The organism is Castellaniella sp. (assembly GCF_041675725.1).
Classification (GTDB): domain Bacteria; phylum Pseudomonadota; class Gammaproteobacteria; order Burkholderiales; family Burkholderiaceae_B; genus Castellaniella.
Genome location: NZ_JBAYTI010000019.1, coordinates 15,756 through 40,289, shown reverse-complemented (window position 1 = coordinate 40,289; position 24,534 = coordinate 15,756). Strand labels below are relative to the sequence as shown.

General features: G+C 63.6%; 27 protein-coding genes and 1 pseudogene. 27 read left to right on the top strand and 1 reads right to left on the bottom strand.

Annotation, left to right across the window (positions count from 1 at the left end; genetic code table 11):
- Positions 1-194: 194 nt before the first annotated feature.
- The 6 genes from WCZ84_RS05755 to WCZ84_RS05730 are packed head-to-tail and all read left to right on the top strand — an operon-like array spanning position 195 to position 6,405.
- Positions 195-1,163, top strand: a complete 969-nt coding sequence (locus tag WCZ84_RS05755; RefSeq protein WP_372685304.1) for a tripartite tricarboxylate transporter substrate binding protein — start codon at positions 195-197, stop codon at positions 1,161-1,163.
- Positions 1,164-1,211: 48 nt separating this feature from the next.
- Entirely contained in the window at positions 1,212-2,414 is a 1,203-nt protein-coding gene (locus tag WCZ84_RS05750) for an acyl-CoA dehydrogenase family protein (RefSeq protein WP_372685319.1), read from the top strand.
- 25 nt (positions 2,415-2,439) lie between these two features.
- Positions 2,440-3,207, top strand: coding sequence for an SDR family NAD(P)-dependent oxidoreductase (locus WCZ84_RS05745; RefSeq protein WP_372685303.1), 768 nt, complete (start codon positions 2,440-2,442; stop codon positions 3,205-3,207).
- A gap of 27 nt (positions 3,208-3,234) precedes the next feature.
- Positions 3,235-4,692, top strand: a complete 1,458-nt coding sequence (locus tag WCZ84_RS05740; RefSeq protein ID WP_372685302.1) for a phosphotransferase family protein — start codon at positions 3,235-3,237, stop codon at positions 4,690-4,692.
- Positions 4,693-4,724: 32 nt separating this feature from the next.
- Positions 4,725-5,453, top strand: coding sequence for a 2-phosphosulfolactate phosphatase (locus WCZ84_RS05735; RefSeq protein WP_372685301.1), 729 nt, complete (start codon positions 4,725-4,727; stop codon positions 5,451-5,453).
- A gap of 16 nt (positions 5,454-5,469) precedes the next feature.
- Positions 5,470-6,405 (top strand): 2-hydroxyacid dehydrogenase, encoded by a 936-nt coding sequence (locus WCZ84_RS05730; RefSeq protein ID WP_372685300.1) that lies wholly within the window; start codon positions 5,470-5,472, stop codon positions 6,403-6,405.
- A 75-nt stretch (positions 6,406-6,480) separates the two neighbouring features.
- Here the strand turns inward: WCZ84_RS05730 and WCZ84_RS05725 are convergent, their stop codons facing one another.
- Positions 6,481-7,923 carry a catalase gene (locus WCZ84_RS05725; RefSeq protein WP_372685299.1) on the bottom strand — a complete coding sequence of 481 codons (1,443 nt, stop codon included), beginning with the start codon at positions 7,921-7,923 and terminating at the stop codon, positions 6,481-6,483.
- A gap of 199 nt (positions 7,924-8,122) precedes the next feature.
- On the opposite strand from WCZ84_RS05725, the gene WCZ84_RS05720 reads away from it, so the two are divergent.
- From WCZ84_RS05720 to WCZ84_RS05620, 21 genes and pseudogenes are all read left to right on the top strand, one after another.
- Positions 8,123-9,106 (top strand): NADPH:quinone reductase, encoded by a 984-nt coding sequence (locus WCZ84_RS05720; RefSeq protein WP_372685298.1) that lies wholly within the window; start codon positions 8,123-8,125, stop codon positions 9,104-9,106.
- Positions 9,107-9,219: 113 nt separating this feature from the next.
- Complete coding sequence (locus WCZ84_RS05715) at positions 9,220-9,996, top strand: DUF4198 domain-containing protein (protein ID WP_372685297.1); 777 nt, start codon at positions 9,220-9,222, stop codon at positions 9,994-9,996.
- 1 nt (position 9,997) lies between these two features.
- Positions 9,998-10,627, top strand: a complete 630-nt coding sequence (gene cbiM / locus WCZ84_RS05710) for a cobalt transporter CbiM (protein WP_372685296.1) — start codon at positions 9,998-10,000, stop codon at positions 10,625-10,627.
- Positions 10,627-11,229 carry a hypothetical protein gene (locus WCZ84_RS05705; RefSeq protein ID WP_372685295.1) on the top strand — a complete coding sequence of 201 codons (603 nt, stop codon included), beginning with the start codon at positions 10,627-10,629 and terminating at the stop codon, positions 11,227-11,229. The genes cbiM and WCZ84_RS05705 overlap by 1 nt, the downstream gene beginning before the upstream one ends.
- A complete protein-coding gene (gene cbiQ, locus WCZ84_RS05700; RefSeq protein WP_372685294.1) occupies positions 11,226-11,945 on the top strand; it encodes a cobalt ECF transporter T component CbiQ in 720 nt (239 codons plus the stop codon). Before WCZ84_RS05705 ends, cbiQ begins: the two co-directional genes overlap by 4 nt.
- A complete protein-coding gene (locus WCZ84_RS05695; protein ID WP_372685293.1) occupies positions 11,933-12,661 on the top strand; it encodes an energy-coupling factor ABC transporter ATP-binding protein in 729 nt (242 codons plus the stop codon). The genes cbiQ and WCZ84_RS05695 overlap by 13 nt, the downstream gene beginning before the upstream one ends.
- 44 nt (positions 12,662-12,705) lie before the next feature.
- Positions 12,706-13,776 carry a mechanosensitive ion channel family protein gene (locus tag WCZ84_RS05690; RefSeq protein ID WP_372685292.1) on the top strand — a complete coding sequence of 357 codons (1,071 nt, stop codon included), beginning with the start codon at positions 12,706-12,708 and terminating at the stop codon, positions 13,774-13,776.
- 4 nt (positions 13,777-13,780) lie between these two features.
- Complete coding sequence (locus WCZ84_RS05685; protein ID WP_372685291.1) at positions 13,781-15,028, top strand: SLC13 family permease; 1,248 nt, start codon at positions 13,781-13,783, stop codon at positions 15,026-15,028.
- Positions 15,029-15,115: 87 nt separating this feature from the next.
- A complete protein-coding gene (locus WCZ84_RS05680; protein ID WP_372685290.1) occupies positions 15,116-15,418 on the top strand; it encodes an urease subunit gamma in 303 nt (100 codons plus the stop codon).
- A gap of 10 nt (positions 15,419-15,428) precedes the next feature.
- Entirely contained in the window at positions 15,429-15,839 is a 411-nt protein-coding gene (locus WCZ84_RS05675) for an urease subunit beta (protein ID WP_372685289.1), read from the top strand.
- 30 nt (positions 15,840-15,869) lie between these two features.
- Entirely contained in the window at positions 15,870-17,591 is a 1,722-nt protein-coding gene (locus tag WCZ84_RS05670; protein ID WP_372685318.1) for an urease subunit alpha, read from the top strand.
- Positions 17,592-17,735: 144 nt separating this feature from the next.
- Positions 17,736-18,326 carry a hypothetical protein gene (locus tag WCZ84_RS05665; RefSeq protein ID WP_372685288.1) on the top strand — a complete coding sequence of 197 codons (591 nt, stop codon included), beginning with the start codon at positions 17,736-17,738 and terminating at the stop codon, positions 18,324-18,326.
- Entirely contained in the window at positions 18,262-19,047 is a 786-nt protein-coding gene (locus tag WCZ84_RS05660; protein WP_372685287.1) for an urease accessory protein UreF, read from the top strand. The genes WCZ84_RS05665 and WCZ84_RS05660 overlap by 65 nt, the downstream gene beginning before the upstream one ends.
- Positions 19,048-19,065: 18 nt before the next feature.
- Positions 19,066-19,728: an urease accessory protein UreG gene (gene ureG / locus WCZ84_RS05655; RefSeq protein WP_372685286.1), complete on the top strand. Its 663-nt coding sequence runs from the start codon at positions 19,066-19,068 to the stop codon at positions 19,726-19,728.
- Positions 19,721-20,665, top strand: coding sequence for an urease accessory protein UreD (locus tag WCZ84_RS05650; RefSeq protein WP_372685285.1), 945 nt, complete (start codon positions 19,721-19,723; stop codon positions 20,663-20,665). The genes ureG and WCZ84_RS05650 overlap by 8 nt, the downstream gene beginning before the upstream one ends.
- 32 nt (positions 20,666-20,697) lie before the next feature.
- Complete coding sequence (gene yut, locus WCZ84_RS05645; RefSeq protein ID WP_372685284.1) at positions 20,698-21,678, top strand: urea transporter; 981 nt, start codon at positions 20,698-20,700, stop codon at positions 21,676-21,678.
- Between the two features lie 39 nt (positions 21,679-21,717).
- A complete protein-coding gene (locus WCZ84_RS05640) occupies positions 21,718-22,947 on the top strand; it encodes an ammonium transporter (RefSeq protein WP_372685283.1) in 1,230 nt (409 codons plus the stop codon).
- A gap of 41 nt (positions 22,948-22,988) precedes the next feature.
- A complete protein-coding gene (gene crcB, locus WCZ84_RS05635) occupies positions 22,989-23,372 on the top strand; it encodes a fluoride efflux transporter CrcB (protein WP_372685282.1) in 384 nt (127 codons plus the stop codon).
- A gap of 13 nt (positions 23,373-23,385) precedes the next feature.
- On the top strand, positions 23,386-23,769 hold the full coding sequence (locus WCZ84_RS05630; protein ID WP_372685281.1) for a CrcB family protein: 384 nt from the start codon (positions 23,386-23,388) through the stop codon (positions 23,767-23,769).
- 23 nt (positions 23,770-23,792) lie between these two features.
- A pseudogene (locus tag WCZ84_RS05625) lies at positions 23,793-24,020 on the top strand (FadR/GntR family transcriptional regulator); the annotation flags it as partial.
- Positions 24,021-24,035: 15 nt separating this feature from the next.
- Positions 24,036-24,518, top strand: coding sequence for a FadR/GntR family transcriptional regulator (locus tag WCZ84_RS05620; RefSeq protein WP_372685317.1), 483 nt, complete (start codon positions 24,036-24,038; stop codon positions 24,516-24,518).
- Positions 24,519-24,534: the final 16 nt, after the last annotated feature.

Sequence of the window (24,534 nt, the reverse complement as noted above, 5' to 3'; positions counted from 1 at the left end):
CCGTTCAATGCCGCCCGGGCCAAAGCGGCAAAAGAGGCGCCCGGGCAGCTGGTCGGCCATTTATATAAAAATGGGTTTTGGTCTGACCGATATTGTTTCCAGCGTCATCGTTTGTTGCTATGCTGATACAGTTGCCGCCTGAAGAGCCGGCCGGCAACGCGATGACATCGTCTAATAAACAACGGAGCAGACATATGAATCGATTCGTTCTTGGCAAGCTGGCGGCAGCCACTGCGCTGGCCATGATCTCGGCCTCGGCCAGTGCGGCATGGCCCGATCGGCCCATCACGCTGTACCTGTCCTGGTCGCCGGGTGGGGGTACCGACGCCACCGCGCGCATCATCGGTACACTGATGGAAAAAGAGCTCGGCACTCCGGTCAACGTAGTCAACCGGCCCGGCGGCAACGGCGTGGTGGGCAACCAGGCCATGGCGTCGGGCAAGCCAGACGGCTATACCATCGGCCTGATCTCCGTCGAGATCTCGATGCAGCATCACATGGGCCTGACCGAGCTCTCGCCCAACGACTACACCCCCCTGGCGCTCATGAACTACGACCCATCGGGGGTGACCGTCAGCACCCAGTCGCCCTACAAGAAATTCGAAGACCTCATCGAGGCCGCGAAGGCCGAACCGGGCAAACTCAAGGCCTCGGGCACGGGTGAAGGCGGGATCTGGCAGATCGCACTGGCCGGCATGCTCAACAGCATGGGCCTGCAACCCAACCTGATCCGCTGGGTGCCGTCCAATGGTGCGGCGCCGGCCATGCTCGAACTGGTCGCCGGCGGCGTGCAGGTGGCGCCGGTCTCGCTGCCCGAGGCGCGCTCCATGATCGACTCCGGCAAGGCCAAGCCCCTGGCCGTCATGGCCGAAAACCCGGCCGCGCTGTATCCCGACGTGCCCACCCTGAAAGCCCTCACCGGGTCAGACTGGACGATGGGCGCCTGGCGTGGCATCGTCGCGCCCAAGGGGCTGCCCGATGACATCACGGCCAAATACATCGAGGTGCTCGACAAAATCAATCACAGCGAAGAATACCGCGACTTCATGAACAAGCAGGGCTATGGCATCGAATGGGCCGGTGGCAAGGACTTCGCCGAATTCATGGCCAAGAGCGATGCCAGCATGGGCGAAACCATGAAAGCACTGGGTCTGGCAAAATAGGGTGTTTTGCAATCGTCATCCCTCCGGTACAAAAGGATTCCGTTCATGATGTTCATTCCTTATCCTTCCGATCGCAGCCGCGACATAGGCGAGCGTGTCGAGGCGTTTGTGCGTCAAGTGGTCGTGCCCTATGAGCGCGACCCGCGTTGCCTGGGCCACGAGCCCGAAGCAGACTTGGTGCTCGAACTGCGCGAGAAGGCCCGTGCCGAAGGGCTGATGACCCCGCACATTTTTGCCGATGGGCAGCACATGACGCAGCTGGAGACGGCGGCGGTGCTGCAGCGCTCCGGGCTCTCGCCGCTGGGTCCGGTGGCGCTCAACACCATGGCGCCCGATGAAGGCAACATGTATTTGCTGGGCAAGGTGGCCACCGAAGCCCAGAAGCGCCATTTTCTCGACAAGCTCGTCTCCGGGCGCGCACGCTCTGCGTTCTTCATGACCGAACCCTGGGACAAGGGCGGGGCGGGTTCAGACCCCAGCATGCTGCAGACCACGGCGGTCCAGGACGGCGACGACTGGGTCATCAATGGCCGCAAGATTTTCATTACCGGCGCCCACGGCGCAGAGGTGGGGATCGTCATGGCGCGAACCGGTACCGGAGACCGCGTGCAGGCCACGATGTTCCTGGTCGATCTTCCGCATCCCCAGATCCACCTCGACAAGGTCGTGCACACGATCGACAACTCCATGCCAGGCGGTCATGCGCTGGTTACGCTGCGCGACCTGCGCGTACCGTCCGCCAATGTGCTGGGCGAGATCCACGAAGGGTTCCGCTATGCTCAGGTGCGCCTTTCGCCGGCGCGCCTGTCGCATTGCATGCGCTGGTTGGGTTCGGCGGTGCGCGCCCATGAAATCGCCTGCGATTACGCCGTACAGCGGCAGGCCTTTGGAAAATTGCTCATCGATCACGAAGGGGTGGGTTTCAAGCTGGTCGATAACCAGATCGACCTGCATCAGGCGGCCCTGCTGATTGCCTGGTGTGCCGGCGAGCTCGATACCGGCAGCCTGGCCACCACCGAAAGCTCCCTCACCAAGGCATCCGTGGCCGAGGCGCTGTTCCGGGTGGCCGACCGGTGCGTGCAGGTCATGGGCGGGGCGGGCCTGTCGCAGGGTTCCGTGGTCGAGCAGGTGTTTCGTGAAACCCGCGCCTTCCGGGTCTACGATGGCCCCACCGAGGTCCACAAGTGGTCGCTCGCCAAGAAGATCAAGCACGCCACGCTGGATCGCCGCGCGGCCCAAGGCGCAGGCTGAATCCATTCATCACTCCGGAGAAGCCATGAAGAGCCGTTTTGATCTGGCCGGCAAGGTCGCGCTGGTCACGGGGGCGTCCGGCGGGCTGGGCGCACATTTCTCACGTTTTCTGGCCGACAGCGGCGCATCGGTCGTCCTGGCCGGGCGACGCCTCGCAGTACTCGAAGAGCTCGCCCATGACATCATCGCGGGTGGGGGCAAGGCCCATCCCCAGGTCATGGACGTATGCGACGACGCCAGCGTGGCCAGCGGATTCGAGGCCGCGTCCAAGGCCTGTGGGCTGATCGACGTGGCTATTTGCAATGCGGGCGTCACCCTGACCCGCAAGGCGCTCGACCTGTCGCCCGCCGAGTGGGACCGCGTGCTGGGCACCGACCTGTCGGGCTGCTGGCGTGTCGCCCAGGCAGCCGCTCAGCGGCTGGTTCAGGCCGGCAAGCCGGGCGCCATCATCAACGTCACGTCGATCCTGGGGCATCGCGTCGCCGGGGCGGTTCTGCCCTACGCAGTGGCTAAGGCGGGTCTCGAGCACATGACCCGCTGTCTCGCTCTCGAATGGGCGCGTTACGGCATTCGGGTCAACGCACTGGCGCCGGGTTACATCGAAACGCCGCTCAACCAGGATTTTTTCGAAACGGACGCTGGGCAGGCGTTGATCAGGCGGGTGCCGATGCGCAGGCTGGGCCAGGCCGAAGACCTGCGCGCCGCGCTGCTGTTGCTGGCCGGCGACGATGCCGCCTACATGACCGGCAGCACGCTGGTGGTCGACGGCGGCCATCTGCAGTCATCGCTATAAGTGTCGGGGCGGCACAACGGGGGGGTCATGTCTGACGCGTCCAGGCTGGCAAACCTGCTGGCCTTCATACAGGGGCAAACGGGTGCAACGGCTGTCGAAGTGGTCGATTACCAGTCCCTCTCGGGTGGGGCCATTCAGGAAAACAAGGGTCTGGATGTCCGCCTGACGGGCGGAACACTGCCGGGGGACCATCGATTCGTGGTGCGCAGCGATGCGGCGGCGACCCTGTCCCAAAGCCTGAGGCGCTGGCAGGAATACGAGGTGCTGAAGGTCGCTCATGCCGCCGGGGTGCAGGTGCCCACGCCGTATTGGTCGTGCCGCAACCCCCAGGTGATGGGGGCCGATTTCTACGTCATGCAGCGGGCCGCGGGCTCCGCGAATGCGCGCCGGCTGGCCAAGGCGGATGGCCTGACCCCCGAGCAGCGCCGTTCCCTGGTCTTCGAAGTGGGGCAGAATCTTGCCCGGCTGCACCAAGTGCCTTATACGGCAGACGTGCTGCCTTTCCTGGCGGCCCCGGATTGCTCGCCGGCACAACAGCGCCTGGATGAATATCGTCGGGCGCTCGATGGCATGCCGGAAGTGTATCCCGCGCTCGAACTCGCGTTGCGTGTCCTGCAGGACCACATGCCACAGAGCCGCCCGCGCGTCCTGTGCCATGGGGATTTCCGCGCGGGCAACTATATGGTAGATCACGGTCGGCTTACGGCGATCCTGGATTGGGAGTTCGCCTCCTGGAGCGACCCCAACGAAGACCTGGGCTGGATGTGCGCGCGCAGCTGGCGCTTTGGCCACCCAGAACGCGAAGTAGGTGGGGTGGGCGACAAGCCGGATTTTTTTGCGGGCTACCAAAGCATTTCGGGTCACGTGGTCGATCCCGTTGTTGTGGCGTGGTGGGAACTCATCGCCAGTGTGCGCTGGGCCATCATCGCGCGCGAACAGGCGCAGCGACACCTGTCGGGCCAGCAGCCTTCTCTCGAACTTGCCCTGACGGGGCGGATGCTGCCCGAGATCCAGCGAGACCTGATGATGCATCTACGCGATTTCGTGGCGCTGTCGGGGCAGCCTCCGGTGTCGCTGACCGACCGGCCGCTGACGGTGTCCAATGGCAGGCAGCCTCTGGCCGATCATGTCGATCGCCCCCATGGCGCCGAGCTGCTGCAGGTGGCACGCCAGACCTTGCTGGACGCCTTGCTGCCCGTCCTGCCGCCTGAGCAGCGCTACAACGCCCGCATGGCGGCCAATGCCATGGCCATGGCCTGCCGCGAGCTCGAGTCCGGCCCCAGCCTTTGGGGGGCGCAGCAGGCCCGGGTGCAGGCTTTTTGCCAGGCCCATGGTCTGGCAGCGGCCGATTTGGCCCTATTGGTCGACCATATCCGTCACGGGGATCTGGTCAAGACATCGCTGGGCCCCTTGTGCACGCTGGTCGATGAGCTTCTCGAGCTGAAATTGGCCCTCAGTAACCCCGGGCGCACGCAATCGGCCTGACGGCCGATCCCGCCCTGTTTAAAGATAGATACATGAAGAAGGTATTTCTGGTTCCTACCCAGGATGGCTTGCAGACGGACCGCGGCCAGGATTCGGCGGTCATCGTTCTGGACATCATTTTTGCCACCACGTCGATCACCACGGCACTGCAGGCGGGGGTGGCGCGCATCATTCCAGCGCTGCATTTCGACGATGCCGTGCGGATCCGCGACGCCATGGCGGCGGACCCGTGCGTCATCGCCGGCGAGCTCAATGCCGAACCCTTTCCAGGCGGCCTGCCTTTTGATCCCCTGGCCCTGGCGCAGGCGGACGTCGCCGGAAAAACGCTGGTCTACGCAACTACCAACGGCACGGTCGCCCTGCGGCGTGCGCAGGGCTTTCGCCTGACCTACGCCGCCAGCCTGCTCAATTCCATGGCGGTCGCCCGACACCTGCTGGCCAGGCCGGATGACTACGGCGATATCGTGATCGTATGCGCAGGCTCCAAGGGGCGCTTCAGCCTCGAAGATTTCTATGGCGCCGGCCACGTCGTCCAGTGCCTGCGCCAGGCCGCGCAGGGCCCGTTGGTATTCAGCGATGCGGCGCTCGCGGCGGAGCTGTCATTTGTCCACACCCAGCCTTCGAGGGCGCTGGAAGGCTCGCGTGTCGGGCGCCTGATGGTGGAGCGCGGGCTGGCTGACAGCGTGGCGTTCACCGGCCGGCTCGACAGCAGCGACGTGGTTCCGGTGTTCAGCGACGGCAGTATTCGTGATCAATCCTGAGTCCGGGAGGGGGTTCATGGAAAAAATTCTTTTTGCATCCACCCTGGTACAGAACACTGAAGAATGGCTGGCGCAGTTTCGCCAGGTGCTGCCGGGGTTCGAGTTCATTCCCTGGGACGATCACGGCGCCCGTACCGGCGCCGAACTGGCCATTGTCTGGAATCCCCCGGTCGCACTGATGCAGCGCGAGCCGCAGATCCGGGCTTTGTTCAACCTGGCCGCGGGCGTGGATGCCTTGCTGTCGGTCCCGGGCCTGCATCCGGGCGTGGACATCTTTCGCCTCGAAGATGCGGGCATGGCACCGCAAATGATCGAGTACGCCGTGCATGCGTTGTTGCAGCAATCGCGTGACTTCGCCCGATACGCGCGTCAGCAGAAGCAGCGCCGCTGGGCGCCGCATCCAACGGTTCGCCGGGCAGGCTGGCCTGTGGGGGTCTTGGGCATGGGCCTCATGGGGCAGGGGGTGGCCCGTGCCATCGCGGGCCTGGGGTATCCGGTTGCGGGCTGGTCGCGCAGCCCGAAGAACGTCCCGGGCGTCGAGAGTTTTTCGGGCATGCCCGCACTCGATTCTTTTTTGGCGCGCACCCGGGTACTGATCAACGTGTTGCCGCTCACGGACGAAACGCGCGGCATATTGAATCGTGACACTTTTGCACGGCTCTTGCCCCACGCCCACGTGATCAACGTGGGACGCGGCGGGCATCTGGTCGAAGACGATCTGATCCCGGCGCTGGATGCCGGCTCGTTGTCAGGCGCAACGCTGGATGTATTCCAGACCGAGCCCTTGCCGGCCGGGCACCCTTTCTGGGCGGATGAGCGCATCATCATCACACCGCATGTGGCGGCCGATACGGTGTTGCAGGACGCGGTCGACCAGGTCGCCGGCAAGATCCGCCGGTATCTGGGTGGCCACACCCCGACGGGCCAGGTCAGGCTGGCCGACGGCTACTGAGGCCGTCGGCCCAACCGGCGTGGGTCGGGCCGCCCGCCCGACCCACGCCGCCCGCCGGGCCGAGCGGCCGCCTGCTCAGGCATCCAGCCCCATCGCTTTTGCGACCCCGGCGCCATAGGCTGGATCGCAGCGCATGCAGTGGCCGATATGGCGCCGTTTGACGGCTTCCGAGGCATCGCCCATATTGCGCGCGGTGTTCTCGAACAGGGCCTGGCGCTGTTCGGCGTTCATTTTCTGGAAGAGGGCGCGGGGCTGGCTGAAGTAGTCCTCATCGTCTTCATGGAAGTTCCAGTGATCCGCGGCGCCGTCGATCTTCAGGGGCGGCTCGCGGTATTCGGGCTGTTCTTGCCATTGGCCGGCGCTGTTGGGTTCGTAGGCGAGCGTGCTGCCGAAGTTGCCATCGACGCGCATGGCGCCGTCGCGATGGTAGCTGTGCACCGGGCAGCGCGGGGCGTTGACCGGGATCAGGCCATGGTTGACGCCAAGCCGGTAGCGCTGTGCATCGCCATAGGAAAACAGGCGCCCCTGCAGCATTTTGTCGGGCGAGAAGCCGATACCTGGCACGATGTTGGCCGGATTGAATGCCGCCTGCTCGACGTCCGCGAAGTAATTTTCTGGATTGCGGTTCAGTTCGAATTCGCCGACTTCGATCAGGGGGTAGTCTGCGTGCGGCCAGACCTTGCTGAGATCGAATGGGTGATAGGGCACCGTGGCGGCATCGAGTTCGGGCATGATTTGCACGAACATCGTCCATTTGGGAAAGTCGCCGCGCTCGATGGCTTCGTATAGGTCGCGCTGGTGGGTTTCGCGACATTTGCCAATGGCGGCTTCCGCTTCCTGGTCTGTCCAGTTGCGGATGCCCTGCTGGGTTCTGAAGTGGAACTTCACCCAGAAACGCTCGTTGCGGGCATTGATGAAGCTGAACGTATGGGAGCCGAAGCCGTGCATGTGGCGGTAGCTGGCCGGGATGCCGCGATCCGACATCAGGATGGTGACCTGATGCAGGGCTTCGGGCAACAGGGTCCAGAAGTCCCAGTTGTTCTGGGCGCTGCGCAGGTTGGTGCGTGGATCGCGCTTGACGGCGTGGTTCAGGTCCGGAAACTTGAGCGGATCGCGCATGAAGAAGACCGGGGTGTTGTTGCCGACCAGGTCCCAGTTGCCTTCTTCCGTATAGAACTTCAAGGCGAAGCCGCGGATGTCCCGCTCGGCGTCGGCGGCGCCGCGCTCGCCGGCCACCGTGGAAAAGCGCGCGAAGAGTTCTGTTTTCTTGCCGATTTCGGAGAATAGTTTTGCGCGCGTGTAGGCCGTGATGTCGTGGGTGACCGTGAAGGTGCCCCAGGCGCCCGAACCTTTGGCGTGCATGCGCCGCTCGGGAATGACCTCGCGGTCGAAATGGGCCAGCTTCTCGAGGAACCAGACATCCTGGAGCAATTGCGGGCCCCGCGGCCCGGCGGTGAGTACGTTCTGATTGTCCACAACCGGGCAGCCGGCTGTGGTCGTGAGTTTCTTTTGATCCATGATGAGGGCTCCTTGATGGGAATGACCGGGCCGGGTGACGCCCCGGGGCGCTGCCTGTTCGCGTATGCAGGATCAGTCTAGGCGGGATATGCTTGTCTGGCCAATTGCATTTTTTCATCATGTTAATTGACATAGGCTATCGTTTTAAATTTAATAATTCGAATTAGCTATTTGATCCGGTCTTTGGGAGAGCCTGTCCATGTTGGCAGTGTGGTATGAAAAGAATGGTCCGGCCGCCGATGTACTGCACGTCGGGGCGCGGCCGACTCCGCAAGTGGGGGGCGGGGAAGTGCGCGTGCGGCTGCACGCATCGGGCGTCAATCCGTCAGACACCAAATCGCGCGCGGGCAGCCGGGCGGTGCGCTGGGATTACATCATCCCGCACAGCGACGGGGCCGGGGTGATCGATCAAGTCGGCGAGGGTGTGCCGGCCGATCGCCTGGGCGAGCGGGTGTGGGTCTGGAATGGGCAGTGGCAGCGCCCACTGGGTACGGCGGCGCAATACATCGTCTTGCCCGCGGCGCAGGCGGTGGCTTTGCCGCAGCCGGTGGGCTTCGAAGAAGGCGCGTGCCTGGGTATTCCGGCCATGACGGCGTTTCACGCCGTGCGCTTGCTGGGGGATGTGCAGGGCAAATCCGTTCTGGTGACCGGGGGCGCCTCGGGGGTCGGCTTTTATGCCGCCCAAATGGCCCAATTGCAGGGCGCAACGGTAATCACGACGGTGGGGTCGGCCGAAAAAGCGGCCTTCCTGGCGCGAGCCGGCCTGCCGGATGCGATCCTGTACAAGGAAGGCGGGGTGGCCGCGCAGGTGCTCGACCGAACCGCCGGCCGGGGGGTCGATGGCGTGGTGGATCTGGACTTTTCCTCCACGCACGAGCTGGTGTCGCAGGGGGCGGTCGCCGCGCATGCCTGTGTGGTCGCCTATGGCAGCAACCACCGTGAGCCGGTCATGCTCGATTTTTGGGCCTGGCTGTCTCGCTCGATCCGCCTGTGCCCCTTTCTGGTCTACGAGTTGCGGCCGGATGAGCGCAGGGCTGCCATCGACGCGATTGGCCAATGGCTGCAAAACGGGCAGTTGCAACACCGGGTCGGCAAGGTCTGGCCGTTGTCCGACGTCGTGCAGGCCCACGAGGCCGTGGAATCGGGCTCGGTGCTGGGCCGTGTCGTGCTGGCCTGCCCCTGAGCCCGGCCTCGACCCTCATCGGGATGCGGCTTGACATGCCGGCCTTTGAAGATAGAATGATTCGCGATAAAGCGCGATAAAGTGCGGTAGATCATAACGAAAAGGAAGAATTGATGACCTTGTCCATTGCGGTTCGCACGGCCTCCACGCTTGCCTTGGGTCTGTTTCTGGCGCTGCCGGCAGCGGCCCACTTCCAGCAGATCCTTCCCCAGTCGGATGTATTGCCTGAAGGCGGCGCGGTCGATCTCGAGCTGATATTCACCCACCCCTTCGAAGGGGGCCCGATCATGGACATGAAGCGCCCGGCTGCCGTGGGCGTGATGGTGCATGGCAACAAGACGGATCTGTCGGGCGAGCTGGTCGAAGCACCGCGCGACGGGGCCATGACCTGGCAGCTCTCCCACGAACTGGCCGAGCCGGGTGCCGCGGTGTTTTACGTCACGCCCCAGCCGTACTGGGAGCCATCCGAAAATCTCTACATCGTGCACCATGCCAAGGTGATCGTCGATAGCTACGCATCGGGCGACGGTTGGGACGGCATGGTGGGCCTGCCGGCCGAAATCCAGCCCCTGACACAGCCCACGGCGCTGTGGACCGGCAACTTGTTTTCCGGGGTGGTCACCCAGGGCGGCAAACCCGTGCCGTTTGCCGAGATCGAAGTGGCTTACGTCAATGACGCGGGCATCGAGGCGCCCAACGATGCCTACATCACACCCCTGATCAAGGCCGATGCCAATGGCACGTTCCACTATGCCATTCCGCACGCCGGATGGTGGGGGTTTGCAGCGCTTCTAGAGGGTGAAAAGCCCATGAAGTCGCCCGATGGCCAGGCTGTGCCTGTAGAAGAGGGCGCTTTGATCTGGGTGAATGCCAAAGACATGACCCGATAACATGGCGCACATCCCGGACGGCATTCTGTCCGTCCCCGTGCTGGTCGGGGGCGCCGCGGTTGCAGCGGCGGGGGTCGCATTGGCCATCCGACGCATCGACGACCGCGCCATACCGCGCATGGCGATTCTTTCCGCCGTGTTTTTCGTGGCCTCGCTCATTTCCGTGCCGATCGGCCCGTCCAGCGTGCATTTGCTGCTGTCGGGGCTGATGGGGCTGATCCTCGGGGTGGGGGTTTTCCCGGCCGTCGTCGTTGCGCTCGCCTTGCAGGCGGTCCTGTTTGGTTTTGGCGGCCTGACGACGCTCGGGATCAATGCCACCAACATCGCGCTGCCTGGCGCCGTGATCGGCTGGCTGCTGGGTCCATGGGTACGCCGCGCCCGTTCGCCGTTTCGGGCGGGGATGTGGGCCGCAGCCGGCGGTGGCCTGTGCGTGCTGGCGACAGGCGGTTTGGTGGCGCTGGCCCTGTGGCTGTCTTCGTCGGAATTCACCCCGGTCGCCAGGGTGGTCCTGATCACCTATCTGCCGTTGGCGCTGGCGGACGCCGCGATCACGGCGGCCGTCGTGGGGTTCCTGGCACGCGTCAGGCCGCAGGCGCTTCTACCCCATCTATCGGACACGGGGGATCGGTGATGGCATCCCGTTTATGGGCCCGCCTGGTGGTGCTGCTGCTCGCCGCCTTGTTGGCCAGCCCGGCCGGCGCACATAGTCTGAGGCTCTTCGCGCGGGTGGATGGGGCGCAGGTCGGCGGTTATGCGTTTTTCATCGGCGGCGGGCGTCCGTCCGATGTCGGCTGGGTCGCGAAAATGGACGGCGCCCTGGTGGCCGAAGGCCGTACCGATGGTGAAGGCCGCTACCGGTTTTCCGTCCCGCCCAAGGTCACGGGGGACATCGTGATCACCGTCGATACACAAGAGGGTCATGTTGCCACCACTCGGCTCGCCGCCAGCCGTTTCGAAGGGCTATCCGCCGAGGCGGCGCCGCGCGCGAGGGTGCCTGCGCAGTCCGCCCAGGGGCTCGACGGCGCGGCGAGTGCGTCGCCGGGGCGCCCCGCCCATCTGGACGCCGCCGACCGGCAGTGGGTCGAAGAAGCGCTCGAGCGGCAGGTCGGGCCGCTGCTGGAGCGCATCGAGGCCATGGATGCGCGCATGCGCCTGACGGACACCCTTTCTGGTATTTTCCTGATCATCGGTTTGGCCGGCATTGGTTTGTGGGCACGCAGCCGCAAGCGATGATGCGCCCCCACGACCTGCGCCTGCGTCTGCTGGCCGTTTTTGCAGCCTTGCTGGTGTTCACGCCGGTGCAGGGGCTGGCGCCGGCAGCCACCGGGGTCGTGGCAGTGCTGGCGCTGTATGCCGCCCGCCGGCAGGCGATTGCCTGGAAACGCTTGTTTCACCTCGAAGGTTTTTTGATCCTGTTGCTGATCACGTTGCCTTTCACGGTGCCGGGCGCCGAGCTGTTTCGCTTGGGGCCGTGGGTGGCCAGCGCAGAAGGTTTTGCACGGGCGCTGGCGCTCGCCTGCAAGGTGACGGCATCGGTGCTGCTCATCTCGCTGCTGTTTGCGTCGGTCGAGGTGCTCAGTCTGGGCGCCGCGTTGCGGGGCTTGCACGTGCCCGAGATGCTGGTGCGCCTGTTCGTTGCCGTGGTCAGATATCTGGGGCTGATCCAGTCCGAATTTCGGCGGCTGCACGAATCCATGCGCGCGCGCGCTTTTGTGCCCCGGTCCGGCCGGCATACCTGGCGCAGCTACGGGTACCTGCTGGGGATGCTGCTGGTGCGTGCCATGGAGCGGGCCGAGCGGGTCGAAGAGGCGATGCGCCTGCGAGGCTATTCCGGGCGCTTCCCGCAGACGCACCTGCCGGCGCCTTCGGCTGCGGACTGGCTGGCCCTGGTGGGGTGGGTCGCGGGGGCCGCGCTCCTTTTGGGATGGGACGCGATATGGATGAACTGATTCGATTGCACGATGTCCAGGTCCAGCGCGATCACCAGCCTGTGCTGGACCACGCGAGCCTGGTGCTTGCCCGCGGCGAGCGGTTGGCCATCGTCGGGCCCAATGGCGCCGGCAAGACCACGCTCCTGCGGACGATCATCGGGCTCGAGCAGGCCGCAAAGGGCGAGATCGAGCTGTTTGGCGAGGTCTGTCGGCGCGAGGCCGATTTCCGCCGGCAGCGGCCGCGCATCGGCTTTCTGTTCCAGGAAAGCGATGACCAGCTTTTTTGCCCCAGCGTCATCGAGGACGTGGCATTTGGGCCCTGCAACCTCGGGATGGCCAACGACGCGGCCCGCCAGCGGGCGACTCAGACGCTGGCCGAGCTCGGCATCGCGCATCTGGCCGAACGCTTTGCGCACCGATTGTCGGGCGGGGAAAAACGCCTGGTCTGTCTGGCGGGTTTGCTCGCCATGCGGCCCGACGTGCTGTTGCTGGATGAACCGACCAATGGCGTGGATCACGAAAACGGCGAGCGGCTGCGCGCGGCGTTGTTGGCCTACGGCGGTGCAATTTTGCTAGTATCCCATGATGAATCTTTTGTTACGCGGATCGCCACGCGGGCGATGGTGCTGTCGTCCGGGGTCCTGCAGGCGGCGGAAATCCACGAACACGTCCATGTCCATCAACATCCCCACATCCATGTCAGGCCCGCCGGCAGACAGGCGCCGCGCGCATGAGCAGCGATGACCGCACCGCATGGCCGTGACGACCGGAGACCGACATGTCTGAGGCCGTATTGATCAAATATGCGACGGGCGTACTCGTCGTCGTAGCCGCCGTGCTGGGCGCCTACGTCACCCGCGTCCGACTGCGCCATACCGACGATTCCAGGATGGTCAACAAGGTGTCGCTGCACGCCTTGCACGTGCTGTCGTTGTGCGTGCTGGTGCTCGCGCTCCGGCAGTACGCAATCCATATGGTGCACGATCTGGGCATGCCCTCGGTATCAGACCAGATCGTCGACTTGTCGACGGTGGCGATCATTGCGCTGATCGTGGTGCTGCAGGTGTTCCTGCTCATCGACCTCATGGAACACCGCCAGATCCGCCTGGGCAATGACCCCACGACGGCCCGGTTGATCGCGCGCACGTTCAAGATCGTCGTGGTCGTCGTCGTGGTGCTGCTGTTTGGCGAAAAACTGGGCTTCAGCGTGTCGGGCCTGCTCGCTTTTGGCGGCGTTGGCGGCATCATCATCGGCATGGCCAGCAAGGACGTGCTCAGCAACTTCCTGTCGGGCATCATGCTGTTCTTCAATCGCCAGTTCAATATTGGCGATTGGATCAGTTCGCCCGACCGCGACATCGAGGGCACGGTGGTGGAAATCGGCTGGCGCATCACCAAGATCATGACCTTCGATCATCGCCCCCTGTACGTGCCAAACTCCCTGTTTTCCTCCATCAGCGTCGAGAACCCGGGGCGCATGACCCATCGGCGCATCAAGGCCACCATCAGCCTGCGCTATGAAGACGCGGGCAGAATACGCGGCGTGGTGGACGACATCCGCGACATGTTGCTGCATGACGAAAAAATCGATCAGTCGCAGACCCTGCTGGTCTATTTCGACGCTTTTGCCAGCTCGTCGCTGGACATCCTGGTCTACTGCTTTACCCGGACCACCCATTGGGCGCAGTGGCTGGAGGCGCAGCAGGACGTCTTTCTGAACATCATCGACATCGTGCACCGCCACGGCGCCGATCTGGCCTTCGACACCCAGACGCTGTATGTCGCCGACGCTTCGGGCGACCCGCAGCCAGCCGGGCCGGCCGCGCGCCTGTCGCCCAGCGTGGAATGACACGATGGATCTGACCCTTCTGATCTTCCTGCTGGTGTATGTGGTGATGGGGCTGGGCAAGCTGCCGGGCTTGCGGGTCGACCGCACCGGAGCGGCCGTGGTGGGTGCGCTGGCCATGATCGTGGTCGGCAGCATCAGCGCCAAGGGCGCCTGGATGGCCATTGATTACCGCACCGTGGGCTTGTTGTTCGGCCTGATGGTGGTGTCGGCGTCTTTTTCAGTGTCGGGGTTCTACGGCTGGGCAGCCAGGCGCGTCGCGCTGCTGCCGCTGCGCCCGGCACAGCTCGTGGCCGTGCTGGTAGCGGTGGGCGCCGGCCTGTCGGCGGTACTGACCAAAGACGTGGTGGCCGTGGCCATGGTGCCCTTGCTGGTTTCGTTGACGCTGGCCCGGAAGCTCAACCCGACGCCGTTTTTGCTCGCATTCTGTTTCGCCGTCAATACCGGCTCCACGGCCACCCTGATCGGCAGTCCGCAAAACATGATTACCGGCCAGACGCTGGGTATTTCCTTCAATGATTTCGTTCTGGCCACGGGCGTCCCGGCCGTGCTGTCCCTGCCCATCGTGTGGGCCATGATCGTATTCATGTACCGCGGCAAGTGGCAGCTCGCGAACGCCGGGCAGGCGGCGGACCCGGCCCGCGCGCCGGCGGTACCGGCGCTCGACCGGCTGGAAACATACAAATCGGTTCTGGTCGCGCTGGCCGTGATGGCGGCCTTTGTGTTCAGCGGGTGGCCGCATGAACTCGTGGCACTGGCCGCCGCCAGCGTCCTGTTGATCAGCCGCCGGATCTCATCGCATGACGTGCTGGGGCACGTGGATGGCAACCTGTTGCTGCTCATCGCCGGGTTGTTCGTCGTGAATGCGGCCATGGCGGCCACGGGGCTGCCGCAGCAGCTGCTCGGCAGCCTGGAGCACCTGGGGATGAATCTGAACGACCCGCTGACGCTGTATGGCGTGGGCGCGGTACTGAGCAATCTGGTGGGCAACAACCCGGCGGTCATGCTGCTGGTGCCTTATCTGGATACCGCTGTACACGTGGACGCAACCGCGGCGGCGCTGGTCCTGGGTACCGGGTTTTCCAGCAATCTGGTGATTTTCGGCAGCCTCGCTGGTATCATCACCGTAGAGCAGTCGGCCCTGTTCGGGGTCAAGATTTCGTTTGGCGAATTTTTTCGGGCGGGGGGGTGGATCACCCTTCTCACCATGCTGATGGCGGCCCTTTGGGTGCTGTTTCTGGGGCTTGCCACATAATATTTCGCCTGCATCAGGCAAGCCTGTCCGGCTATCCGCTGGCGGTGCGTCGCGCCTGTTTTCCCATTTCTGCATCGGAGATCCTATATGCACTTCACCCCCAGAGAAATCGACAAGCTGATGATCCATACCCTGGCGCAGATTGCCCAGAAGCGCAAGGATGCCGGTTTGAAGCCCAATCACCCTGAAACAGTGGCCCTGATTTCCGCTGCGGCGCTCGAGGGCGCCCGCGCCGGGAAAACCCTTGAAGAAGTCATGGCGCTGGCGCGTACGGTCATTACCAAGGATGACGTCATGGATGGCGTGGCCGACATGATTTCGTTCGTCCAGGTCGAAGCGGTGTTTACCGACGGCTCGCGCCTGGTGACGGTGCACAGCCCCATTCAATAAGGAGACCCCCATGAGCACAACCGAACAAAAAGCACCTGTGGGTGGGCTGATACTGGCTGACGGCGACATCGAGATCAATGCGGGGTATCCCACCACGACCCTGAAAGTGCGCAATACGGGCGATCGGCCGATTCAGGTCGGGTCGCATTATCATTTCTTCGAAGTCAATAGCGAACTGGAATTCGATCGGCAGCAGGCTTTTGGCAAGCGCCTCAACATCCCGGCCACCACGGCCCTGCGGTTCGAGCCGGGCGATGAAAAAGAAGTCGAGCTGGTGCCCTACCAGGGCAAGCAGCGGGTATTGGGGTTCAACAACCTGGTCGATGGCTGGGTGGGCACCGAACCGGATCACGCCAGGCGCCCGCGCCTGACCGAGGCCATGGAGCGCGTGGCGCGGTACGGCTTCAAGAACAAGCCCTGACCCTCCCGCAATTTCATCGAACAGGACACTATCATGGCAAAGATTTCCAGAAAGCAATATTCCGATCTGTACGGCCCCACCACCGGAGACAAGATTCGCCTGGGCGACACCGACCTCTACATCGAGATCGAGAAAGACTTGCGTGTTTATGGCGAAGAGGCGGTCTATGGGGGCGGCAAGACCCTGCGGGATGGCATGGGCATCGACAACGAACTCACCAGCCTGGCCGGCGCGCCCGACTTGGTCGTCACCAACGTCACCATCGTCGACGCCAAGCAGGGCGTGATCAAGGCCGACGTCGGCATCAAAGACGGCCTGGTCTGCGCGATCGGCAAGGCGGGCAACCCGTCCACCATGAAAGGGGTCACCCCCGGCCTGTCCGTCGGCGCGGGCACCGACGTGATTTCGGGCGAGCACCTCATCCTCACGGCGGGCGGCATCGACGCCCACGTGCACTACATTTCGCCGCAACAGGCACAGGCGGCGCTCAGCAACGGCATCACCACCGTGTTTGGCGGGGGGGTCGGCCCGACCGACGGCACCAACGGCACGACCATCACCCCGGGCACCTGGAACATCGAGATGATGCTGCGCTCATTCGATGGCTGGCCGGTCAACGCCGGGGTGCTGGGCAAGGGCAACTGTTCCACGCGCCTGCCGCTCGTCGAGCAAATCCACGCCGGGGCCATGGGCCTGAAAGTGCACGAAGACTGGGGCAGCACCCCGGGCGCCATTCGCGCCGCGCTCACGGCGGCCGACGAATACGACGTCCAGGTCTGCATCCATACCGACACCCTCAACGAAGCCGGTTTTGTCGAAAACACCATCGCGGCCTTCGAGGGGCGCACCATTCATGCGTATCACACAGAAGGGGCCGGCGGCGGGCATGCGCCCGACATCCTGCGGGTCGCGGGCCAGCCCAACGTGCTGCCCAGCTCGACCAACCCGACCCTGCCGTACGGGGTCAATTCGCAGGCCGAGCTCTTCGACATGACCATGATCTGCCACAACCTCAGCCCCAAGATCCCCACCGACGTGGCGTTTGCCGAAAGCCGGGTGCGGGCCGAGACCATTGCGGCCGAAAACGTGTTGCACGATATCGGCGCGATCTCCATCATTTCCAGCGACAGCCAGGCCATGGGCCGTATCGGCGAAAACTGGATGCGCGCCGTGCAGACCGCGCACCTCATGAAAACCCGCTTCGGCGCGTACGCGGGCGATGATTCCGGCAACGACAACCAGCGCGTCTTGCGGTTCGTGGCCAAAGTCACCATCAACCCGGCCATCGCCCAAGGGGTGTCGCAAGTGGTGGGTTCGGTCGAAGTCGGCAAGATGGCCGATCTGGTGCTCTGGGAGCCCGCCTTCTTTGGCGCCAAGCCCAAGATGATCATCAAGGGCGGCTTTATTTCCTGGGCCCTGATGGGGGATCCCAACGCGTCGCTGCCCACGCCTCAGCCCGTCACGTATCGTCCCATGTATGGGGCCATGGGGTCGGCCCTGGCCAAGACGCGCATCACGTTCACGTCGCGGGCGGCGCTCGACGAAGGCATCGCCGATCGCTACGAGCTGCAATCGCAGGTGGTGGCGGCGCGGGGCACGCGCACCATCGGCAAGGTCGACATGGTACGCAACAACACCCTGCCCGAAATCCAAGTCAATCCCGAGACCTTTGCCGTGACCGTCGATGGCAAGCACGCCACGGTCGAACCCGCCACCAGCCTGCCTTTGGCTCAACTGCATTTTTTCAGCTAGCGTTCGGCAGACGCCTGCCTTGTGCGCGTGCAGACAGCATGCCCGGGATGATGTGCTGTCCCCGGTGTGCGCGTTCCCGCGTGGGCCGCTCCCGCACGGAAGGCGGCAGGCCGCGATGGCATGGATGGTATTTCTGGAGTGGATATGATTCTGGTAGAAGAAGTTCTTGGCAATCTGAAAGATGCGATCTGGCACGAACGCGCCCATCGGGGCCCGGTCGACGAGCTCGTACTCGAACAATGGGAGGCGCCCAAGAGCCGGTTGCGCAAGGCCAGCCGGGATGGCCTGGAGCTGGCGATTTCCCTGCCGCGCAGCGAACACCTGCATGACGGCGACGTCCTGTACTACGACGCCGATAAAAACCTGCTGGTGGTGGCGCGCATCGCCCTGAAAGAGGTCATGGTGATCGAGCTCGAGGGGCTGGAGACGCTCGCGCCCCAGGAGATCCTGCGGTTGTGCTTCGAACTGGGGCATGGGTTGGGAAACCAGCACTGGCCGGCGGTCATCAAGGGTTCCACGGTGTACGTGCCCTTGTCGGTCGACCAGAAAGTCATGGCATCGGTGATGAAGACGCACGCCTTCGAGCACGTGAAGACCTATTTCGCCGCGGGCGAGGACATCGCCGCCAAGCTGGATGCCAAAGAGGTGCGCATGTTGTTTGCCGGGGCCGATGCAACCCCGCATCATCATCACCACGACGCTCACGCCCATGGACATGCCCATGGCCATGCCTGAGCGCATCGGTCAGGCACAGGCCGCGTCGGCGGCCGACGGCATGCGGTTGCTGGCGCGTTTGCTGCAGTTTTCGGATTCAACCTTGCCTGTGGGCTCGTTTGCGTTTTCCAACGGGCTCGAATCGGCCGTCCAGACGGGTATCGTAGCCAGTCCGGACGACTTGCTGGGTTTTGTCGAGGTGGTGACCCGGCAGGCCGCCTACATGGATGGCGTCGCGGCCCTGCATGCGCACCGGGCGATTTCGCAGGGCGATTTCGGGGCCGTCCTCGAGGCCGATCAGGCCCTCTGGGACAGCCGCATCGGGGCGGAGCAACACCTGATGCTGGCGCGCATGGGCAAGAAACTGGCCGAACTGGCCCTGCGCTTCGATGACTTCCCCGCCTTGCGCCAGTGGCTGGAGGCAATCCGTGATCACGCCACGCCGGGCTGTTTTCCGGTGGGGCAGGCCCTGGCCCTGGCCCACCTGGGGGCCGATGAGGCGCAGGTGTTCGTCGTGCACCAATACAGCGTGGCGGCCATGATGCTCAGTGCGGCTGTGCGCCTCATGCGCATCGACCACCTGGACACGCAGCGCATTCTGTACGCTGCGCAGGAACGGGTGCCTGGCGACTACGAAAATGTACGCACGCTTACGCTCGACGAAATGTCGAACTTCGCGCCCGTGTTCGACGTGCTGCTGGCCCATCACGTGAAAGCCCATGTGCGCCTGTTTATGAATTGAAGCTGAATTGAAGCTGGAATGGAGCAAATCGTGAAGAAAATCACTCGCATCGGTATCGGAGGCCCTGTCGGTTCGGGCAAGACGGCCATCATCGAAACCATCACGCCCCGCCTGATCGACATGGGGGTGCGGCCGCTCATCATCACCAATGACGTGGTCACCACCGAAGACGCGAAGCAGGTGCGCCGCACCCTGAATGGCATCCTGGTGGAAGAAAAGATCATCGGGGTGGAGACCGGCGCCTGCCCGCATACTGCGGTGCGCGAAGATCCCTCGATGAATATCGCCGCCGTCGAAGAAATGGAGCAGAAATACCCCGACAGCGACGTGATTTTCATCGAGTCGGGGGGCGACAACCTGACGCTCACCTTCAGCCCGGCCCTGGCCGATTTCTACATCTATGTGATCGACGTGGCCGGTGGTGACAAGATCCCGCGCAAGAACGGCGCCGGCGTGTGCCAGTCCGATATCCTGGTGATCAACAAGAAGGATCTGGCACCCTATGTGGATGCCAGCCTCGAGGTCATGGATCGCGATTCGAAGCGCATGCGCGGCAACAAGCCGTTCGTGTTCACCAACTGCAAGACGGGTGAAGGCATCGATGCACTGATCGAGCTGATCATGGACATGGCGCTGTTCGACGTCAAACCCCAGCTGAAGGCCGACTCCGCCCATGTCTGAGCCAGGTGCCCTGCCGGATCGCCTCGGTCGTCTGGATGCCGCCCGCGAGCTACGCGGGTATCATACGCAGCCTGCGCAGATGCGGGCTGCGGGGCCCGGGAAAATTGGCCGGTTGCGGCTGGGTTTTTCCCTGCGCAACGGGCGCTCGATCTTGCACGACCTGTATCGCGTGGCGCCGCTGCTGGTGCAGCAGGCCCTCTATTGGGACGAGGCCATGCCCGAGTTGCCGATCTGTTCCATCATTTCGGTGGGCGGCGGCATCTTGCAGGGCGACCGCTACACGATCGACATCTCGGTCGGCGAAGGCGCCTGTGCGCAGGTCAATTCCCAGGGATACAACCGCGTCCACCAGATGGATGCCAATTATGCCTCCCAGCACCAGACGATCCGGCTCGAAGCCGGCGCCTATCTCGAGTACCTGCCGGATTTCACCATCCCCTACCGGGATTCACGCTATATCAATCATACCGACATCGTCATCGAGCCCAGCGCGACCCTGCTGTATGGCGAGATGTTCATGGCCGGGCGCAAATATCATCATGCCAGCGAGCGGTTCGGTTTCGACATGCTGTCGATGCTGACCATTGCACAGCGGCCGGATGGCCGGCGGCTGTTCCATGACAAGATCCTGATCGAAAAAGACAATCCGCTGCTGGATTTCGCGGCGGTCATGCGCGGTCATGATGCGTTTGCCAGCATTCTGTGCCTGACCCCGCCCGAGACCGCGGCGCGCATCATGGCGCGCTGCGAAGTGCAGGCGCAGGCGGGCGCGCGGGCCTGGTCAGGCGTGTCCGCCTTGCCCAATGATGCAGGGCTGATCCTGCGCGCCGTGGGGGTCGAAACCTACGACGTGCGTGCCGAGGTCAGGCGCTTCTGGCAGATCGTGCGCGAAGAAGCGCGCGGACGCTCTCTGCCAGACGAATTCCTGTGGCGCTAGCGCCGTTTCCATCACCAACCGGAGATCATGCAATGGCGAGTGAAAACAATCATTTTCTGGCGGTCTGCCTCAGGGGGGCCGGGCAGGTTTTCTTCATGGAAAATGCCCTGACCGGCCTGTTGTTCATCGTGGCCATTGCCTATGCGTCCTATGATGCCGGGCAATGGGCCACCACCGTCGGAGCGATCGTCGGCTTGCTGGTGGCGACGCTCACGGCCATGTGGATGGGCAACGACAAGCCCTCCATCCAGTCGGGCCTGTTTGGCTTCAACGGGATCCTGGTGGGTGTCGCCCTGCCCACGTTCATCGCGGTGTCCCCGCAGCTTTGGTTCTACATCATCGTGGGTTCCGCCGTCAGTACGGTCGCCACCGCCGCGTTTGCCGCGACGCTGACCAAAAGCTGGGGGGTCCCTGGCTCGACCGGGCCATTCGTATTGACGGCCTGGCTCATGGTGGGCGGCGCCTATGCATTTGGTTCGCTGGATGTCACAGGCGATTCGGCGCGCATGGCGTCGGACTACCTCAGTGGGGCGGCCGTCATCCCGGCCGCCGATGAACTGGTGCAGATTTTCTTTCGCAATATTGCGCAGGTCTTTCTGTTGGGCAGTGCCGTCAGCGGCGTCATCATTCTGGTCGGGATCTTCATCGCGTCGCGTCCGGCGGGCGTGGCCGCGGCGCTGGGCTCGCTGGTGGCCATGGTGTGCGCGATCGGCATGCGCGTCGAGCCCTCGGTCGTGATCCAGGGCCTGTATGGCTTCAGCCCTGTCCTGACCGCGATGGCCGTCGGCGTCATTTTCCTCAACACGTCGGGCAAGGTCGCCGTCTATGCGCTGGTGGCCACGGTCGCCACGGTGTTCGTGCAGGCGGCCTATGATGTCGTCATGTCGCCGCTGGGGCTGCCGTCGTTCACGGCGCCGTACGTGCTGACCATGTACTTGTTCGTTGCACCCAAGCAGGCGCTGGCGCCGCACGCGCACAAGCCGGTGGCCGAGCACCAGTTGCATGACCACTGACCTGATTTCTTGTTTTCCAATTCTTGAAGGGTGATCGATATGCCAGCCATCAATTCCGGGGATACTGCCTTCATACTGATTTGCACGGCGCTGGTCTGCATGATGACGCCGGCGCTGGCGCTGTTCTATGGCGGCCTGGTCAAGCAACGCAATGTGCTGTCCATCATGATGCAGAATTTCATCTGCATGGGGGTGGTGGGCATCATCTGGGTGTTCGGCGGGTTCAGCCTGGTGTTCGGGCCCACGGTGGGGGGGGTGGTGGGCGACATCGGCACCTATTTCGGCATGTATCACGTGGGGATCAGCCCCAATCCGGCCTTTGCCGAGCACATCCCCTTCATCATGATCTTCGCCTACCAGATGATGTTTGCCATCATCACGCCGGCCCTGATGACCGGTGCGTTCGTCGGGCGCTTCCGGTTCACGGCGTATCTGCTGTTCGTGGCCTTCTGGACCATTTTGGTCTACCTGCCCGTCGCGCACTGGATCTGGGGGGGCGGCTTCCTGGCCAAGTTGGGCGTGGTGGACTTCGCCGGCGGGATCGTGATTCACGCCGCTGCCGGGTTTTCGGCGCTGGCGGCCGCCAAATTCCTGGGCCCCTCGGCCCGCGCGCAAGGTGAAAAGAAAGAGCAGCCGGCCAGTCTGCCGCTGGTGGCCGTGGGCGCCGGGCTGCTGTGGTTCGGCTGGTTCGGCTTCAACGCCGGCGGGGCGTATGCCGCGGATGCCCTGGCGGCTTATGCCTTCACCAACACCATGCTGGCCGGCGCCGTTGCCATGCTGGTATGGCTGGCTTGGGAATGGCTCGAGAGCGGCCGGCCCTCGTTTTCAGGGGTGCTGGTCGGCGCCGTCACCGGGCTGGCCACCATCACACCGGCAGCGGGGTATGTCGAACCGTCGGCGGCTTTGGCCATCGGGGCTATCGGGGCTTCGGTCTGCTTCAATGCGAAATACGTGCAGAGCTGGCTCAAGATCGATGACACGCTCGAGGTCTGGCGGGCCCATGGGGTCGGCGGGGTGACGGGCGCGCTGCTCATCGGGGTGTTGGCCAGCTCGCACATCAATGCCGTGTCGGCGGGTTGGCACCAGCTGGGCGTGCAGGCTCTGGCGCTGGTCATCGTGGCGGCCTATGCGATCGTGATCACGTTGATTCTGCTGAAGATTCTCGATGCCGCTGGTATCCTCAGGGTGCCGGCCGAAGAGCAGCTTCGGGGGCTGGATGAAGAAATGCACGGTGAAACCGCCTTCAGCCTCTGGAACATGAAGAACTGACGGCGTAGTGCAGCCGATACGCGTACAAGGAGCCGTCGTTCATGCAAGGTATCGACATCGTCTGGGTGGGCCTGGGGGGCGGGTTGGGCTCCCTGTTGCGCTGGTACGTCGGCAAGCGGGTCGGCGAACATTTTCACGGGTCGTTCCCGCTGGCCACGTTTCTGATCAACATCAGCGGGGCGTTCGTCATCGGCTTCCTCAGCGTGTATTTTTCGGTCCACTGGCAGGATCGCTACGGCTCCATGCTCAATGCCGGCGTGCTGACCGGCATTCTGGGCGGCTACACCACGTTCAGCACGCTGATGCTCGACGTGCTCAAGCTGCATGATGGCAAGAAGCGTGTCCTGGCCTGGTTCTACCTGGTCCTGTCGGTCCTGGTGGGCCTGGTCTGCGCCTGGCTGGGCGCATCGTTGGCGCATGCATAGGGAAGGGTGAGCGATGAAATTGATCTTCCTGGTTTTCATTGGCGGGGCCATCGGGGCCATCGGGCGCGAGCTCTTCATGCAGTGGACGCCTGCCGGGTTCGACGGGTTTCCGCTCGACATCCTGCTGGCCAACCTGCTGGCTTGCCTGCTGCTGGGGCTGGCCGCCGCCGTGCACGCCCGCGGCAGGCTAAGCGACCCCCAATACCTGTTCATCGGTACCGGGGTCATGGGGGGGCTGTCCACGTTCTCCAGTTTCGCCTATGGTGCGGTGGTGTTGATGTCTGGTGCGCTGCAAGGCACACTGGTCGCCATCGCCTATGTCCTGGTGAGCATGGTGCTGGGCTATCTGGCGGTCTTGGCGGGGCAGAAACTGGGCGGTGGGGGCCACGCGGCCTGAAACGATCACCTGTGAGAACACTTATGCCGTTGATGGTCCCTTCCGCGGACACCCCATCGATCCCGCCAAAGCTCGCAGACAAGCTGTATGAAAGTCTTTTGGTTCAAATATCGGAAGGCAGGTTCGATGCGGACAACCGGCTCCCTCCGGAGCTCGCCCTGGCCAAGGAATTCGGTGTATCCAGATCCGTCGTCCGAGAGGCATTGTCCAGGCTGAGGGCGGACAGGATCATAATCTCCAGGCGCGGCTCTGGCACCTACATACAGATGCGCCCCAAAAAAGAGTTTTTCGAATTTGCGCCCTTGGGCGGCATTTCCGACGTATTGCGTTGTTATGAGTTCAGGGTTGCCCTGGAAGGCGAGGCGGCTTACCTGGCCGCGGTCCGGCGCACCGAACATGACTTGTCGGCGATGTCGCGGGCTCTGGATGCCATGAACTGGGCTGCGGAACATGGGGAAATCGGCGCAGACATCGACATGCATTTCCACAACGCCATTGCCCGCGCGACCGGCAATCATCTGTTCGAATCATCCATGGCCGCCATTTCCGACTATGCGATGTCCGGGATCACGATTGCCCGCAGCCTGTCCCTCATTACCAATAAAAAAAGATTGCGGCAGGTTCAACGCGAGCACGAGGTGGTTTTCAACGCCATCAAGGACCAGAATTCCGAAGAGGCGCGGGACACCATGCGCCGGCATATCTCGAATTCTCGTATGCGCTTGCTGAGCGGCGAGGCCCAGGTTTAAGAAAATGCGCTGCGGG